Annotated in this window: 15 protein-coding genes; 4 read left to right on the forward strand and 11 right to left on the reverse strand. The window is 40.5% G+C overall.

The genetic code is table 11. The features are described from left to right. The first annotated feature begins 150 nt into the window (after positions 1 to 150). The 3 genes from rpiA to HWQ36_RS23525 all read left to right on the forward strand — a co-directional run bounded on the left by rpiA (position 151) and on the right by HWQ36_RS23525 (position 2,593). Complete coding sequence (gene rpiA / locus HWQ36_RS23515) at positions 151 to 861, forward strand: ribose-5-phosphate isomerase RpiA (protein ID WP_292706987.1); 711 nt, start codon at positions 151 to 153, stop codon at positions 859 to 861. A gap of 268 nt (positions 862 to 1,129) precedes the next feature. Further along, positions 1,130 to 1,789, forward strand: a complete 660-nt coding sequence (locus HWQ36_RS23520; RefSeq protein ID WP_292706990.1) for a PAP/fibrillin family protein — start codon at positions 1,130 to 1,132, stop codon at positions 1,787 to 1,789. 81 nt (positions 1,790 to 1,870) lie between these two features. Then, the gene (locus HWQ36_RS23525; RefSeq protein WP_292706993.1) at positions 1,871 to 2,593 is read left to right on the forward strand and encodes an MGMT family protein; all 723 of its coding nucleotides are present in this window, start codon (positions 1,871 to 1,873) and stop codon (positions 2,591 to 2,593) included. Positions 2,594 to 2,668: 75 nt separating this feature from the next. Here the strand turns inward: HWQ36_RS23525 and HWQ36_RS23530 are convergent, their stop codons facing one another. From HWQ36_RS23530 to HWQ36_RS23575, 11 genes are all read right to left on the reverse strand, one after another. Beyond that, positions 2,669 to 3,397: a hypothetical protein gene (locus HWQ36_RS23530; RefSeq protein WP_292706996.1), complete on the reverse strand. Its 729-nt coding sequence runs from the start codon at positions 3,395 to 3,397 to the stop codon at positions 2,669 to 2,671. A 335-nt stretch (positions 3,398 to 3,732) separates the two neighbouring features. Beyond that, positions 3,733 to 3,951: a hypothetical protein gene (locus tag HWQ36_RS23535; RefSeq protein ID WP_292706998.1), complete on the reverse strand. Its 219-nt coding sequence runs from the start codon at positions 3,949 to 3,951 to the stop codon at positions 3,733 to 3,735. A gap of 329 nt (positions 3,952 to 4,280) precedes the next feature. After that, on the reverse strand, positions 4,281 to 6,461 hold the full coding sequence (locus HWQ36_RS23540; RefSeq protein WP_292706999.1) for a CHASE2 domain-containing serine/threonine-protein kinase: 2,181 nt from the start codon (positions 6,459 to 6,461) through the stop codon (positions 4,281 to 4,283). A 158-nt stretch (positions 6,462 to 6,619) separates the two neighbouring features. Further along, complete coding sequence (locus HWQ36_RS23545; RefSeq protein ID WP_292707001.1) at positions 6,620 to 8,587, reverse strand: FHA domain-containing protein; 1,968 nt, start codon at positions 8,585 to 8,587, stop codon at positions 6,620 to 6,622. Continuing rightward, complete coding sequence (locus HWQ36_RS34425) at positions 8,584 to 8,766, reverse strand: DUF6760 family protein (protein WP_366829554.1); 183 nt, start codon at positions 8,764 to 8,766, stop codon at positions 8,584 to 8,586. The genes HWQ36_RS23545 and HWQ36_RS34425 overlap by 4 nt, the downstream gene beginning before the upstream one ends. Continuing rightward, positions 8,733 to 9,113, reverse strand: a complete 381-nt coding sequence (locus tag HWQ36_RS23550) for a phage tail assembly protein (RefSeq protein ID WP_292707004.1) — start codon at positions 9,111 to 9,113, stop codon at positions 8,733 to 8,735. The genes HWQ36_RS34425 and HWQ36_RS23550 overlap by 34 nt, the downstream gene beginning before the upstream one ends. A gap of 453 nt (positions 9,114 to 9,566) precedes the next feature. Further along, the gene (locus tag HWQ36_RS23555; RefSeq protein WP_292707007.1) at positions 9,567 to 9,914 is read right to left on the reverse strand and encodes a hypothetical protein; all 348 of its coding nucleotides are present in this window, start codon (positions 9,912 to 9,914) and stop codon (positions 9,567 to 9,569) included. Between the two features lie 11 nt (positions 9,915 to 9,925). Continuing rightward, positions 9,926 to 10,420, reverse strand: coding sequence for a phage tail protein (locus HWQ36_RS23560; RefSeq protein ID WP_292707010.1), 495 nt, complete (start codon positions 10,418 to 10,420; stop codon positions 9,926 to 9,928). Positions 10,421 to 10,668: 248 nt separating this feature from the next. Then, positions 10,669 to 11,124 (reverse strand): phage tail protein, encoded by a 456-nt coding sequence (locus HWQ36_RS23565; protein WP_094347975.1) that lies wholly within the window; start codon positions 11,122 to 11,124, stop codon positions 10,669 to 10,671. Positions 11,125 to 11,261: 137 nt separating this feature from the next. Continuing rightward, positions 11,262 to 12,923 (reverse strand): phage tail sheath C-terminal domain-containing protein, encoded by a 1,662-nt coding sequence (locus HWQ36_RS23570; protein WP_292707015.1) that lies wholly within the window; start codon positions 12,921 to 12,923, stop codon positions 11,262 to 11,264. Between the two features lie 30 nt (positions 12,924 to 12,953). Then, on the reverse strand, positions 12,954 to 13,793 hold the full coding sequence (locus HWQ36_RS23575; RefSeq protein ID WP_292707017.1) for a Pvc16 family protein: 840 nt from the start codon (positions 13,791 to 13,793) through the stop codon (positions 12,954 to 12,956). A gap of 471 nt (positions 13,794 to 14,264) precedes the next feature. Between HWQ36_RS23575 and HWQ36_RS23580 the strand changes: the two genes are divergently transcribed. Then, the gene (locus HWQ36_RS23580; RefSeq protein WP_292707019.1) at positions 14,265 to 15,335 is read left to right on the forward strand and encodes a HAMP domain-containing sensor histidine kinase; all 1,071 of its coding nucleotides are present in this window, start codon (positions 14,265 to 14,267) and stop codon (positions 15,333 to 15,335) included. Positions 15,336 to 15,398 lie beyond the last annotated feature (63 nt).

Below are 15,398 nucleotides of genomic sequence, written 5' to 3' on the forward strand. Positions count from 1 at the left end.
TAACCTGTAACTCAGCTAGTGACGAATTTAGGCTGGCAATGTTGCGTAGCTACGAGGTGTAGCTTTAAAAATTATGTTTTTTACCTTTCATCTTTTGACGTTATCTGCCCACTACTATGGACTATAGTCAGTTTTTCAGGAGTTTTGGGAATGACAGCAACAGCAGATCCCGTAAAGTTAATGAAGCAAGAAGTTGGCAAAGCCGCCGCCGCCTTAGTAAAGTCAGGTTCGATTGTGGGGTTGGGTACGGGGTCAACTACAGCATATACGATTCAGTTTTTAGGCGATCGCCTCAAGTCTGGTGAACTCAAAGATATCATTGGTATACCTACCTCGTTTCAGTCAGAAGTGTTGGCGAAGCAGTATGGTATCCCTCTCGCCACCTTAGATGCTATTGACCACATCGATATTGCCATTGATGGAGCAGATGAAGTTGATCCGCAGAAGAATTTGATTAAAGGCGGTGGTGCAGCACATACCCGCGAGAAAGTCGTAGACTACCTGGCAGAACAGTTTATCGTCGTGGTAGATAGTGGTAAATTAGTAGATCGTTTGGGTTCTAGTTTCGCAGTGCCCGTGGAAGTGATTCCAATGGCAATTACTCCTGTTACCAATGCCATTAAAAAACTCGGTGGGAAACCAGAACTCCGCATGGGTGTAAAAAAAGCTGGCCCAGTGATCACTGACCAAGGTAACTTTGTCTTAGATGTCAGATTTGACTCTATTGAAGATCCAGTCGGTCTAGAAAAGACATTGAATAACATTCCCGGTGTTCTGGAAAATGGTATTTTTGTTAACTGTGTCGATTTAGTTCTGATTGGTGAAGTCAAAGATGGTCAGCCATTAGTGCGGCAACTATAAGAGTTATAGATTTTGGGAGCATCCCGTTTTGGCGGATTGCCCTCAGACTAGAAGTCTGGGGCTATACAAACTAAACCCGCCTTTCCTTCGGAATACGCGAACGCGGGTTCAGAGAGTCCGCGAAGGCGGACTTCGTTTGTGTAGCCGCGATTTCCAATCGCCCGGTGTTTCTTGCCATTTGTGGATGCGTCCCTAGATTTTGGATTTTACATATATCTAAAATCTAAAATTAAGCAACAGGTTCAGTTTATCAAAACACTAATTTAAAATGTGCGATCGCTACTTGACCCACGTCTTGCTTAAGGAAAAATTACAAGCCAAGCTTGAGCAGATTCAAGCTAAGAGCGATGGCTCCCCCGTTACCGATTTGAAGCTAGACAAAACCTTAGCTGAAGAAATTGAACAATTGACAACGGAACTAGAGAGCGTCAATCCGAATCTTAATCCTCTGCTCAACGCGACTCATTTGCTAGAGGGAGCTTGGCAGCTGCAATACTCCACTGCCAGAGAAATCCGTTCTTTAGTTTCTCTCCCATTGGGATTAAAACTGGGTAAAGTTTATCAAGTGATTGATGTTGCAAATAAATTGTTTTTCAATCTAGCTAAAGTTAAACATTCTCTGGGGATAGTATCGGGATATGTTAAAGTGACAGCCAGCTTTGAGCCAGCCAAAGAAGATTTAGAACCTCTACCTAACAAACGCATCAACGTTTATTTTGACAAACGCTACCTATCGATTGAGAAAATTGTTGGTATTAGTACCCCTCAACTCAATCCATTTAAGGTTGTCTCAGCTAATAATCCTACTAGCAGAACTGCGACATTAGATATTACTTATTTAGATGAAACCTTAAGAATTGGACGTGGAGGAGATGGAAGTTTATTCATTCTTAGTAAATCCCATGATTTACCTGACTTTACCTCCTAAATTTAAAATTGATCGCGCCGATAAATGAATATGGCTCTCTCAATAACGCATCTTTTCACCAAGGTAAAACCAGGTTCTGCGATGGTAGAGCTTAAAACATTAAATTTAAAGTTAGGTCATGGTATAGAAGAAGATATTAATGCCGATCCTATAAGTCCCAGGCAGGTTTTAATTGTTAGGTATGAAGATATTTTAGACCTATCAATTCAACCAGGAGAATTGCGAGAAAATATTGTGGTTACAGGCATTAGATTTGATAACTTTATTCCTGGATCTCTGCTAACTTTTGAAAGTGGTGCGGCAATTCGTCTAACTTTTCACTGCGAACCGTGTAAGCGAATAGCCCACTTAGTAGAATCATTAAATAGCATCAAGGGTAAAAGAGGAATCTTAGGCGTAGTTACTAAATCAGGTCAAATTCAAGTTGGTAGTAATTTTCAGGTTCAAGCTCATAAATTTCCGGCATTACCTGAAAATCCTTATGAACGATTCCTAAATTTTATCATCAAAATTCCCAGTGGGAAAGTAGTTACATATAAACAGATAATTAAAGGTATGGGAGTTGATAATAGCTATCTAAGAGCTATTCCTACATATCTGAAAAAAACCTCGGCTACAGATTATCCAGTCCATAGAATATTAGACTCTAAAGGTTATTTAATAAATTATGTGAACCAACAAAAAAATAAGTTGGAAACTGAAGGAGTTAAGGTTTTAGCGGAGGCAGATTTAGTGAGAAATTCAAATAAATCTTTTGTAGAAATTAAAAATTATTCATGGAAAGATTGTAATATATATCTATAATAAATATTACTTATTTAAGTATCATGGTAATTGCCAGATTATCCGGCATTTTGGCAAATAGAATGCTTCCTTTCATCAAGATAATCCCTGATTTTTGATTTGTTTAGATGTAGCTTCCATAAAGTCGATAAAAACTTTTATGAGCTTATGAATTCCCTCGCTACCTCCTGCAATTAAACCTCCTGTAAGTGATGCATCTAAACAACGGAAAATAATTACTTGGACTGGATTATCTAAATCAAGAACTACAAGTGGCTCAATTGAGCGAATACCTATTGCGCTCATTAAAAGACCAAATAAAAGGGATGTCCATAGAGCAATTACTCGTGTCTCAGATTTATAAGCTGCTTTTTTGCGCTCTTTTTCATTTACATTATCCATTTGTGGCTTAAATACTTTTAATGATTCCTGTTGGTTTTGCGTAAAATTCTGGATAATTTGCTGTTCTAAACTCATTCCTTCAGGTGGTAGTCCACTGGTTTGATTTGATTCAAAAGAAGGAAACTGTTTTTGTTGGACTTCCATCAGTCTTAGCTTCTCGGATATGAGAGCCTTTTCTTGCTGAATACTAATATCTAATTGTTCAACGAATGGGCCGCGCCAGGTAGTTATGAAAACTTCTAAAGAGCGCTCTAGTAATAAAGAGATAAATAACTGTAATGTGAGTATTTGGATAATATCATTAAACCCAAATGGTTTTAAAATAAATGGTTTAGACGATAACCAAGTTGACAAAGTTACTATTAAAAAACTAATAATAATTAAGACAATAAATAGAGGAGATTCTGGAGAAAGCTTTAGCAACGTATCTATACTCCTGTTTCGCGTCACAATATTTAACACAGCCTGGAGGTGAAAACTACACCTGCTGAGTAACTTAACAACGTTAATTTGATAGAACAGTAAATAATTTATTACCCGGCCCTTTTTCTGGGAGTGTGAGAGGCTGCGCTACAGTGGGAGCAGGGTAATCTGAGGGTTTGTGATACCAGAGCCATACTAGCTGAAAGTGTTGCTATATAAGCATTATGAGATAAGCATACTGTTTATGGAGCGATCGCTATACAAAAAGCAAGCATCAACTAAAAACCCCTCCAAGGTTGGAAGGGTTAAAGTAATTTTTGGTAATGGGATGATGATTAGGGAGAAACAGAAGCTTGTCCTCCTTGATGAGCTAGAAATGTAGCATCAAAGGGTTTGAGGTAGCTGACGTTTGTAGAATGAGTGGGTAAATTGTTAGAGTTGATAGCTATAGGTTTGCCACTATTGTGAGTAACTATTTGAGCGCCACCGATTCCAGGCAATAAAGCAATCGAAGTAACAATGAGTACAGAATCTATCAAGATAGAGAGTTTCATAAAATTATCTTTAGTTATAAGAGAGTGCAATTTGTGTTCTTGAGTAATAGAATCTTATTTTTTATCAGTCTCAACTTCCTGCACTCAGATCACCTGATCGGTTGATTTATTCCTCACCCATTCGGGTGAGCTAATCGAGTGCAATATCTGAAAAATTGAACCCATCCCAATACTGCGTAGGTTTTGAAGATTTGTAGGTTGGGTTGAGGAACGAAACCCAACAATTTTCAGGGCTTTGTTGGGTTCCCCCCAATTTATCGGGGGGTTAGGGGGGATCAATAAGTGCAAAGATACAGCCAACTACTTTTCAAACAACCTCTTAGATATTACTAAAGACTTTCGAGAGCTTTGAGAACCTCTGTTGCTGACTGATATCGTTGAGTAAAATCGAAATGCACCATTCTATTTAAAATAATAACTAACTCGTTTGTAGCGTCAGTTAGTTCGCGCCAATGTTGCCAAATCTGTTGATTACCATCAGCTTCAGCTTGAATAATTATTTCACCAATATTTATATCTCTGCGATATTCTCTAGGATCTACCCCAGTTAAACCTTGAATTCCCATAATTCCCAGCGCATAAATATCGCTGTTGAGTTTTGGCAACCCGCTCATTTGCTCAGAAGGTGCATAACCAGGAGTACCAATTGAAATGGTCTGAGCTTCTTGCTGCTGAGGATGAATTTGCTTAACCGCGCCAAAGTCAATTAAAACAATGTGCCGATCTGATTCTCGTCTAATCAAGTTACTAGGTTTGATATCTCGATGGATTACACCATAGCTGTGAACAAAAACAAGCACGTGTAAAACTTCTTTGAGCATTTCCACAACTTCAGCTTGTTTTAGTCGCTTTCCAGAGGTTAGTTCTTTGTCCATAGCGTGCCCTCGAACAAATTCTTGCACTAGAGAAAATTGCCGATTTTCTTCAAAAAAAGCTAGCAGTTGAGGGATTTGTGGATGCTTACCCAAGGTTTCTAAAATTTGTGCTTCAGCGTCAAATAATCGTCTGACGACATTTAAATATTCTGCATCTTGGCGGGGGGGACGCAACTGTTTAACCACACACTGTGGATTACCAGGACGCTGGATATCATCAGCCAAATAAGTATTACTAAATCCTCCAGAACCCAAGCCTTGAGTAATTTTGTAGCGGTTGTTTAGTAGAGTTCCTAGTGAAATTTCTTGCCCGATGGAATCAGCAATTACAGTTGGTGCTTCACTTGAGGCATAGCCGCGCTGCCGTAAAAGACCTTGCAATTCCACAATTAATTGTTGGTGTTCTTGAACCCGTTGGGTAATTTCTTGTTGCTCTTGCTTAGTTTTATAAGCACTATAAGCAAGAACACTCCCGGCGGTAAATACTAACCCCAACGCCGGCGGGACTACTGGGAACCATCCAGCTTGGGTAAAAATGACAAAATTGCCTCCAAATAACACTGCAAGGGCTGTTGCTCCTGCTAGCCCTAAGCCTAGTGGATGTTGAATCCGCGATACCAGCAACCCACCAACTACTGTCCATCCCCATATCCACAAGACTTTACCCCATTCAGGTAGAAACCAAAATAGTGGCTGTTTATTAAGAACAGCACTGAGAATTTGACTAACGCTGTGGGCATGAATTTCAATTCCTGCCATCTTGCCGGAATTATCTGACTTACCAGTAGCAAATGGCGTGTTAAAAATATCATTTAAACTATTAGCTGTTGAACCAATTAAAACGAGGCGGTCTTTCACCAAATCTGGTTTAACTTGATTTTCAAGTACTTCTGTAATAGTTACCTGCTGGGCAATCTGATGACCAGAACGGTAGTTAAGTAAGATTTGGTAGCCATTTGTATCTGCTTTTTGATAACCGCCAGCGTTGCTTTGCAGGGGTTTAAATACAGTATCTCGTAGTTGTAGTTCTTTTTTTGGGGTAAATTGTAGTTGGATGCCTCCAACTTCTAAGTATTTAAGTGCTAGTTGTAAGCTAAAAGAATAAGTACTTTGACAGGAATCGGACTCTTCTGCACTTACCAATAATAGGTTACGGCGGATTGTGGCATCAGTATCTTCTACAACATCATTAAATCCTACTCGCTCTGCTTCAACCCCCTTTGGGGGTGCTATTCCCGGATTGTTAGAACCAGAATGTTTACAGATGGGAATGATGATATCGCTCTGTTGTAGGCGTTGCAGTAGCTTTTCATGACCAGGTTGTACAGGTAAGTCACGGAAAATATCTAGACCAATGGCTCGCGGTTGATATTCTTCAAGTTTGCCCAATAGTCGGTCTAGAAGTTCACTAGACAGGGGCCAATTCCATTTTTGGATATCTTTTTCAGTTAAAGCAATAATCAATAGACGAGAGTCCGGGCCTGGGTCGCTACGTAATTGCATCATCTGGTCGTAGACTTTCATTTCTAGAGACTCGAAAACCCCCAGTTTTTGAATCCCCACTAGTAAAATTGTAGCGATCACACTTGAAAGAATAACTGGCTGTCTAAATAAAGTTTTTAAGTTTGCAAGCATTTCTCTAGATAAGTTTTATTTTAAAATATACATATTTTTTATCCTCATTTTCACCATTGAAATTATTCTACGCAATTTGCAACTTTTCTCGAAATACTAAGATACCCGATTTCTTAAAGAAGTCGGGTATCTTGTTTTTCACGAATGATTAAGTAGGGCTATATATGTTTAAGATAATGTACAATCGCTTCTGCTGTTGGCAAATTGGTTGCCAGTAAAACTTGATTAATAGTGCATAACCTGAGCAGCGCTTCTTCATTTGCCTGACCAGGCTGAGGTTGCAGCAAATCTCTCAGGAAAATAACTGCTAAAATTTCTCCTGCTCCAACCAATGAAGCAATTGTTTGATATCCTCCAGAAATTGGTGCGGGGGTTTGTTGACTAATAGTTATTCCTGCTTGTTGATGTAAGACTTCGCCAACAGATGGCCAGGTAATTGTAAAGCTTTGTGAGAAAAATTCCTGATGTTGAGAAACAAATTCAGCAAGTTCTGATTTCTTGCTCTCGTGAGCAATGAGTACTATGTTTCTTTCAATAATCTCTTGCGGAGGCTCACTTACATTTGTTTCTTCTGGAGTCTCATCAAATTGAGTCGCTTCTACTTCAGGAACCTCTTCAATAGTTTGACTGATATTCTCAGGAGCTTCCCTTTCTGTTGTTTCCAAATATGGAACATCAGCTAATTCAGAAACTTCACTTACTGGAACAACATCATCAACATTTACACTGGCTTCTTCTGTAGTTGTATTATTCAAATCAATGTCTTGATTGCTGGAAACTTCTGCAACGATATTATCAGGTGCAGTTGATGTTTCAGAAACTTCACTTATTGTTTCATCAACAGCAAAACTAGGTTCTACTTTGTTAGCTTCTGCTGCCAATGGTGTATTCAAATCTACCAATTCATCACTGCTATCTTGTGTAACTTGGCTCAATGTTTCTGGCGGCTGAATCTCATCTTCTTCAGAAACTTCATTGACAAATACACCAAAATCTGGTCTAACTTCTTCTGCGACTGGTGTATCTAAATCTACTACTTCATTTTCATTATGAGTAACTTCAATAACGGTACTTTCTTCATCAGATACTTCGCTGAAAATATCACGCGGCTGCACGAAGGTGACTTCTGCTTCCAGCGCCGCCTCTAATGCATTCTCATGGGAGGTAGCTTCGGGAATGGCACTCTGTGCAGGATGGTGGAAAATATCACGTGGCTGTACAAAGGTGACTTCTGCTTCTAGTGCTGCTTCTAATTCATGGTCAGTAGCTTCGGGAATGGCAGTTGTATCACGCCGTTGTACGAAAGTAGATTCTGTCGCCAGTGCTGTTTGAAAGTCTGTAACCTCATCGTGAGTGGCTTCTGGAAGTGTAATTTCCTCTTCAGAAATTTCAATGATATTTTCAGGTGGTGCGATCGCACCATCGGCTACAGTAGAAGAAACTTCTGAGGCTTTGCTAACTACTAGAACCTCTACTTCCTCAACATCTGCACCGACTTCTGGGGCAACTAATGGCAAATCCACAATTTCATCATGGACAACTGCTTCTGGTGACTGAATGATGTTTTCAGGGGTGATTACCTCAACAACCGGAATGACTTCATCACTTTGATTAGCAACGACTTCCGGGATTTCGCTAATTTCTGGGGAGGGTGTTTCTACTTCTTGACTAATTGGCGCTGGAACTTCGTTGACTACTTCTGGGGTTGGATTAGTAAGATTGGGAGTGCTGATATTTTCAGGCGATCGCGGCCGAGAAAACAGTGAAGGGTCTATAATTCTAAAGACTGTCTCTGGTTGCTCATAAGCGGGAGCAACTGCTTCCAAGATCAGAACATAATCTGCAATCCTGATAATATCTCCATCACTTAAAGAATATGGTCGATCTTTTTCAGCTTGTTTTCCATTAAATATTGAGCCATTTCTACTGCCAAGGTCAGAGAAGTAGTAATTTCCAGCTTTAACAAAAAACTTAGCATGTACCCGACTGATATCAGGACTGTCTAAGACTAAATCAGAATCAGGAGAACGACCTATTAACCATTCTCCTCTGGTTGTAGTTTCTATGGTCAGGTCAACTTCATTGACTTCACTTAGAGTTGGTGAGTAGCTAACTTTTACTTTCATATTAATTTTTGGTTAATTTTATTGATTTCTGCTACCCAGCGCTGACGGGTAGTATGTTCTAAATTTAAAATATCATCTTGTGACCAGTGGAAATGATAAGCAATAAAAGCTACCTCCTCATATAAAGTATCAGAGGGGTAGCTTACTACTCCCCCGCTAGTTCTAGCTCCACCGAAAATTGAGTATTACAGTGAGGACATTGTGTCGGAATATGTACATCGCCTTGCTGATTGATTCGATTGTAAAATTCTCGGAGATAGGCAATGTCATGGAGGAGAAGTCCTTCGAGTAAATCAGGACTAACAGAATTGAAACTGCCCAAGCGAGTGATAACCCTTGCAAGCATTGCTAAGACACCGTAAGCCGGATTTTCTTGAACTTTGCGCTCTTGTTGCACCAAAATTTCATCTTTAGCGGTGGCTAAACGCATCACCCCATGACGATGTACTCGTTGTTCGCCATCACTCAATCCTCTAGGAAGAGTGAAAGCAAATTCTGTGCAGAGAGTATCCTTTTTACGGCGCATAGGTTATTTAATTTGGGCATTGAGGAGTGCTGTTAGTGGTAGCGGGGCGTTTAGCCCGTGCTGAGTTAAGAGTTAGGAGTTAGGAGTTAGGAAGAAATATTATTGTTTCAAGTTTAAAACTCGGAAATTGAGCCTTTTTACTTGAACGTTGAACCTTTGAACTCGGAAGTTGAGCCTTTTTGCTTGAACGTTGAACCTTTGAACTCGGAAATTGAGCCTTTTTGCTTGAACGTTGAACCTTTGAACTCGGAAGTTGCACCTTTTTGCTTGAACGTTGAACCTTTGAACTCGGAAGTTGAGCCTTTTTGCTTGAACGTTGAACCTTTGAACTCGAAAGTTGCACCTTTTTACTCGAACGTTGAACCTTTGAACTCGGAACTTTAACCTTAGTACTCAGCACGGGCTAAACGCCCCGCTACCGCTAACAGCACTTTCCTATGCCCCATGCCCAATTCAATTATGAAGAAGTGCTTCGGGAGAATTTACTGTATCTTCTGGTATGGAAGTTTCGCCTTCCAATCCATTGATTCGACGGTAAAAATCTTGGAGATAATTTAAATCTTGAGCAAAAAAGTTTTCCACGATTGCAGGAGTCACTTCTGATAAAGCACCCAAATGGGTAATCACTCGTGACAAGATAATAATGGTGGCATAAACAGGATTAGCTTTAACACGCGGGTCACGCAAGGGTGCAATCTCGTCTATCGCCGTTGATAACCGCATTACACCTTTGCGGTGGAGGTTGCCTTCAGAGTCTAGATACCCCTTTGGCAGTGTAAATTCAAACTCTGTAGGAAACATACTCCTCCTAATTACTTCACACGTTTAAATTCCTCAAAAGCAACCTCCACTTCCTCAATTTCGATGTCATGGCTGCGGGCGTTAACATCGGCAATTTTGTAACTTGCAGGCCATGCACCGGCTAATTCAAATCTAGCTACTTCTTCATTTGCCTGATTATAAATAGACAAAGCAACAAGTCTACGTTGCTGTGACCAATTACCCTTTTCGACTTTTTCAAACCACTTCCAAAAATCCATAGATTTGGTAGTACCTCTACGCAGAGTCAGATTACCACTCTTGGGATTGCTAGGAAGCTTAGTTCTCACCACCTGACCTTTTGATTGCCCTTTTGTACCCCAGGTTTGAGAAGTAACTTCAGAAATTTCAATTACCTCTTGTGTTCTTTTGAAGCCTTGACACTCCAAAAAGAAGCAATTGGCATCGTTTTGACCTTCTAGTGTCAGTTCTAAATAGAACCGATGGGCTGTTAGAACTTCTGGAATTCGGCTTGCGGATTGTACCACTGTTAAATAATTCGTAATTCGTAATTCGTAATTCGTAATTCGTAATACTTCGACTTACCTCGACTTCGCTCGGCACAAGTCGCTCAGTACAAGTTCGTAATTCGTAATGACGCTCTTAGCAAAGCTATGCCGCAGGCTTTACGTAATTACATTTTGTGACGGAGATTTAGCTGAGGCTTCAATTCGTTCTGCCTGTAGAGGTTATGCAACTTAAACCTCCAAACTTTGTTAATTACTGCATAAGCTAATTATTTGATTCGTTTAATTCCTTCGTGAACCAATTCAACTGTTTCATTTGCCATATCACCACCAGAGGCAGTTAATGTCGGCCCAGTGTATTTACAAGGATAACAATTGACAATGTTCCAGCGTGCTTTTTCAGAGCCTTGTTGGTCGTAAGCAACCACTGAACCAGTTTTCCGATTCTGTGACCACTTCCGAGGATCTCCCATATCTTCGTTACAATCTTGATACCATTTATAAAGGTCTATATCATCAGTGGCGATGACTTTTACTGTGATGTTAGTAAATTTAACAACAGTTGGTGTCGCTTGACGCATTAGTTTTGCGCCCTTAGAGGAACCGTGAACTTCTTGTGCTGGAGTATTCTCAACACCTAAGCCACTAATTTCTTTGATGAATTTATCAGTAATTCCGTCAGCCTCAAAGTAAAATTTACAAGAGGTTAAAAATTCGCCTGCCATGCTTTTAGACTCCTTTGTGTGTAGTTAATTTGGGGAATGGGGAACAAGAATTTTGGATTTTAGACTTCGACTACGCTCAGTCGAACGATTTTGGATTTTAGATTGAAATTTAATCCAAAATCCAAAATTGAATTGCCCTACTCGCTATCTTCAATGCCATTCCATTGGCTGATGCGGAAAACAACAAATTCAGCCGGTCTGACTGGACAAACACCAACTTCGATGTACAAACGTCCTAAAATTCTGGTTTCTGGTGGGTTCAATTCTTCGTCGCACTTGACATAAAATGCTTGGGCTGGAGATGCGCCAAATAAAGCACCTTCACGCCAGATGCGCTCTAAGAAGTTACTGACGGTGCGGGTTACACGTGCCCATAAATCTTGGTCGTTCGGTTCAAAAACTACCCACTGAGTCCCCAGTTCTAGGGATTTTTCGATATAGCTAATTAAGCGACGCACACTGATGTAACGCCACTCTGTTTTATCTGGCTCAACTAATGTGCGTGCGCCCCAAATGCGGATACCTCGGTTGGGGAAGTTGCGAATACAATTTATCCCCAGGGGGTTTAATAGTTCTTGTTCGCGGAAGTTGGTGTCATAGCCTAAACCGATTACGCCTCTAGGAACTTCATTTGCAGGGGCTTTGTAAACTCCTCTGGTTTCATCAGTCCGGGCCCAAACACCCATCACATGACCACAAGGAGGTACTAAAATTGGATTACCGCGATCGCGTGGATTAGGTACTTTAATCCAAGGATAATAAAGGGCCGCAAACATCGAACGACGATTAAATCTATTCAACCACTCCACTACTTGTTGCGGTTTGACGGCATCCGGTGGCGCATCAAGTACAACCATGCGGTTGGGCGGGTTGGGAATATCGCCACTTGCAGAACCTTCGCACATACTAATCATCAGTTCGATGATGCCGTGGACTTGATCTAAATTCAATACCTGCTCTTGATAAGCCCGCATTACATCAGGACAGGCCAGCATTGTAATTTCATCAACTTCAAAGATACCGCGTACCCCCGTGCGATCGTCTCTAACCCCTTCTAAATTTTGCGAAAATCTATCGGGTGGGGTAGCAACAATGGGTGGCGCTAGTTCATATTGACCATTAACCGGACGACGAGCTAAAGGCTGTCCACTTTGAGTGATGTCTTCTAAAGTGACATACATCGAATTTCTCAATGCCGTGAGTGCATAAGTGGCTACCTGACCAGCAGGCTCGCGGTTCATTGTCAAGTTTTCGTATTGCTCTAGAAGCTCATCTCCCCGACGAATTTGGATAGTGAAATATTCCCCCGTATTTGGAGGTGCTTCACCTTCAGTACCTTCTGGTAAAGCGCGGGGCGAACCATCAATAATAACGAGATTTACTAATCCGCCTGCTGCTTGCTCAGGGCGCAAAGTAAAACGGAGGGCTGGACGATTACCTCTAGAGTTGATTCTAAGGGTAGCCGGTTCTGGAGTTGCGGGTCTGGGTGCGCCTGGTAACTGAGTCCCGATGCTTGTTACCCAGCAACGACCGCCACCATTCATAAAGTAGCCGTAGACTGAAAAGGGTAAATAGGCGTTGAAGTCGGTGAAGCCGTCAGAGTTGGGACGGGCAAAGTAGTTTAAGTATTGTGTCCAAGTGGTCACTAGCATGGGCTTGTATAACTCAGCCCCGCCACGAACATCTTCTGTAAAGCCTACAAATCCGGCAACTGCCGTGCTAACACCTTCAATTGGTCGGCTACCTCGGTCAATTTCTTCAATATAGACACCAGGAGCAAAGTAATCAAGTCTAGCCATGAAAGTCTCTCCAAGTCAGTAAAAATCTAATTATTCAGGAGTTAGAAATATTTCTTTGAAAGTATGACTTTGGTTATCTACCAATGCATTGACGTTTTGAGGTAAATAACCAGGATGATTCAGAGTCAAAACATAATTACCTAAATGAAGGTCTTCAAAGAAGAACAGCCCTTCTTTAGTTGTTAATAGTGATTTTTCAGTTCCTCTCACAGCTACTTCTGCCGCTACCAGTGGCAAATTTGTCACCGCACTTTTGACAATACCTGCGATCGCAACTCGTCTGGTTAATACTAGACTGTCACTATCACGAGACAATTGATTTCGCAAATTGAAAATCCGCTCCCAAACCAAAGGTACTGGAGTAGGTTGTGGCTCGAAAGGAATTGTAACTGTCAAATATAAGGCTGAACGTAATGGCACATTGAGAGCGCTCCATAAAGAGCCAATCTCAATTGGCGGCTCTAGGGCAACTGTCATGTTCAAATTACCATAGCCCCGTAATTCAGGAACCAAAAACTCTTCTTCCAAAGTGCGATGACGCAACAGCACAGTCAACGCCTCACTAATAAAGTGATGCTCACCTAAAGCTGTTCTATCCCAAGCTGTTAATAGCAGAGAAACATCAAACCAAGCGGGTGCCCAATTTACAGTGACAGGTTGTAGAGCGCGTGTTAGCTTGCGCTCAACTTGCCTACCAGAATGTTGCACCTGCTTACTCTCACGGATATCAAAAATATATAAATTGAGAGTCGGCCCTGCTCCCTCTTCCCTCCGATTACCAGGATGGCTAAAGTCAATTTGCTCTGTACTGGTAAGTGAGGTTCCTCCAGCTAGAATATCGGCTAAAGTTTGAAGAACGAAGATAAGCATGAAGGTGTTCTGCTGGTAGCTAATCCAGATGCATCTACAGTATATGTATCAACCTTCTAAAGTTAATTAGACTTTTGTCGATATTTTTCGATTGGGAATTGGGCATTGGGCATGGAAAAGAGGCAGAGGGGCGGGGGGCAGGGGGCAAGGGGAAAACTCTTCTCCCTTTGTCCCCTGCTCCCTGCTCCCTACTCCCCATCCCCCTCATCCCCAGAATGATGATTGACGCAGCTGGAGAATATTAGTTTTTCAAGAATCCGATTAGATAAATAAGATGCGGTTGTGCATACAAACTTAATAATTCTTTGTATCAATTATCCTACAAAATAATTTAACAAAAAAATAAACATTTCTGAGACTGCATAATTTTATACTGGTCAGCATAAGAGTAGAATATTTAGTTGCAAAAAGCGAGTGATAGCTATGACACTAGGCTTTTATGTACAAAAACTAGAGAATGGCTCGAATTATTTGAATTCCTCAGATATTCAGAGCTATTGTCAGCTAGAGTCTCAGCAGTTAACTAGTCAATATCCAATTTTTTTCGCTCGGATTGTATATCATGATTACTTGCTTAAAAATCATCAGGAAGTTATAAATTATGGTCAAGACCAAGTTCCTTTTTCCCAAAAAACTTTAGCTTATTTGCGCTCGGAAGCATGGCTTACAGATTTTCCACCTGCTTTGACTTTGCATGAATTTAGACTGAAGAATTTTTCATCCATTTCTTACATTTGCCCCATAGCCTATAGAAATCAAAAACCTGAATACATTCAAATCATTACTCATAAACCTCTGTCAGAGAGTTTGCAATTATATGTAAAACGCTCTGCTATGCTCCTGAGTAAGTATGTAGATATTTACTTAGATTATGGAAGACAAAAAACGGAAATTCAACTTCTAGAAGATATCTTGCATCGAGTCGGTCATCAATTGCGTAACTCTCTAGGACTTATAGGATTGTATGCACATAACTTATGCTTAGGGTTAGCGGATAGTCCTTGGCAAGAGCAAGCAACAATCATTGGCGAAAGTATACAAGATTTAGATACTAATTTAAATGAGCTTATTGATTGTGGACAAAGTGCAAAACTAAGGGTAAAATCTCAAGATTTAAGAAGTTTGGTTGTTGAAAGCATCACAAATTTACAACCTTTAATTAATCAAAAAAAACTTAAGATATTGATTCCCGATACATCGACGATATTGAAGATAGATAGATTACAAATGAAACAAGTATTTGATAATATTCTCAGTAATGCTGTCCATTTCAGTCCTAACTCAGGAACTATTACCTGTAGCTGGCAAGTTTTTCAAGATGAAGTTTTAATTAAAATTTCAGATCAAGGGTCAGGATTATCTCAAGAGGATTTACAAAAAGTATTTACCCCGTTTTATTCCCGGCGCAGAGGAGGTACAGGACTAGGGTTAACTATTGCTAAGAAAATTATTTTGGATCATCAAGGAAGTATTTGGGCACAAGTTTTATCAGAAAATGGAGCGCAATTTTCTATAATTTTGCCTCGACCAAGGAGTGGATAAATAATTCGTAATTCGTAATTCGTAATTCGTAATTCGTAATTCGTAATTCGTAATTCGTAATTC

Source organism: Nostoc sp. NMS2, assembly GCF_017115105.1.
Lineage (GTDB): Bacteria > Cyanobacteriota > Cyanobacteriia > Cyanobacteriales > Nostocaceae > Nostoc.

Excerpts from the sequence above, each read along its gene's own strand:
- rpiA (WP_292706987.1), top strand. The coding sequence starts at position 151 with ATGACAGCAACAGCAGATCCCGTAAAGTTAATGAAGCAAGAAGTTGGC.
- HWQ36_RS23520 (WP_292706990.1), top strand. The coding sequence starts at position 1,130 with ATGTGCGATCGCTACTTGACCCACGTCTTGCTTAAGGAAAAATTACAA.
- HWQ36_RS23525 (WP_292706993.1), top strand. The coding sequence starts at position 1,871 with ATGGTAGAGCTTAAAACATTAAATTTAAAGTTAGGTCATGGTATAGAA.
- HWQ36_RS23535 (WP_292706998.1), bottom strand. The coding sequence starts at position 3,951 with ATGAAACTCTCTATCTTGATAGATTCTGTACTCATTGTTACTTCGATT.
- HWQ36_RS23540 (WP_292706999.1), bottom strand. The coding sequence starts at position 6,461 with ATGCTTGCAAACTTAAAAACTTTATTTAGACAGCCAGTTATTCTTTCA.
- HWQ36_RS23545 (WP_292707001.1), bottom strand. The coding sequence starts at position 8,587 with ATGAAAGTAAAAGTTAGCTACTCACCAACTCTAAGTGAAGTCAATGAA.
- HWQ36_RS23550 (WP_292707004.1), bottom strand. The coding sequence starts at position 9,113 with ATGCGCCGTAAAAAGGATACTCTCTGCACAGAATTTGCTTTCACTCTT.
- HWQ36_RS23555 (WP_292707007.1), bottom strand. The coding sequence starts at position 9,914 with ATGTTTCCTACAGAGTTTGAATTTACACTGCCAAAGGGGTATCTAGAC.
- HWQ36_RS23565 (WP_094347975.1), bottom strand. The coding sequence starts at position 11,124 with ATGGCAGGCGAATTTTTAACCTCTTGTAAATTTTACTTTGAGGCTGAC.
- HWQ36_RS23570 (WP_292707015.1), bottom strand. The coding sequence starts at position 12,923 with ATGGCTAGACTTGATTACTTTGCTCCTGGTGTCTATATTGAAGAAATT.
- HWQ36_RS23575 (WP_292707017.1), bottom strand. The coding sequence starts at position 13,793 with ATGCTTATCTTCGTTCTTCAAACTTTAGCCGATATTCTAGCTGGAGGA.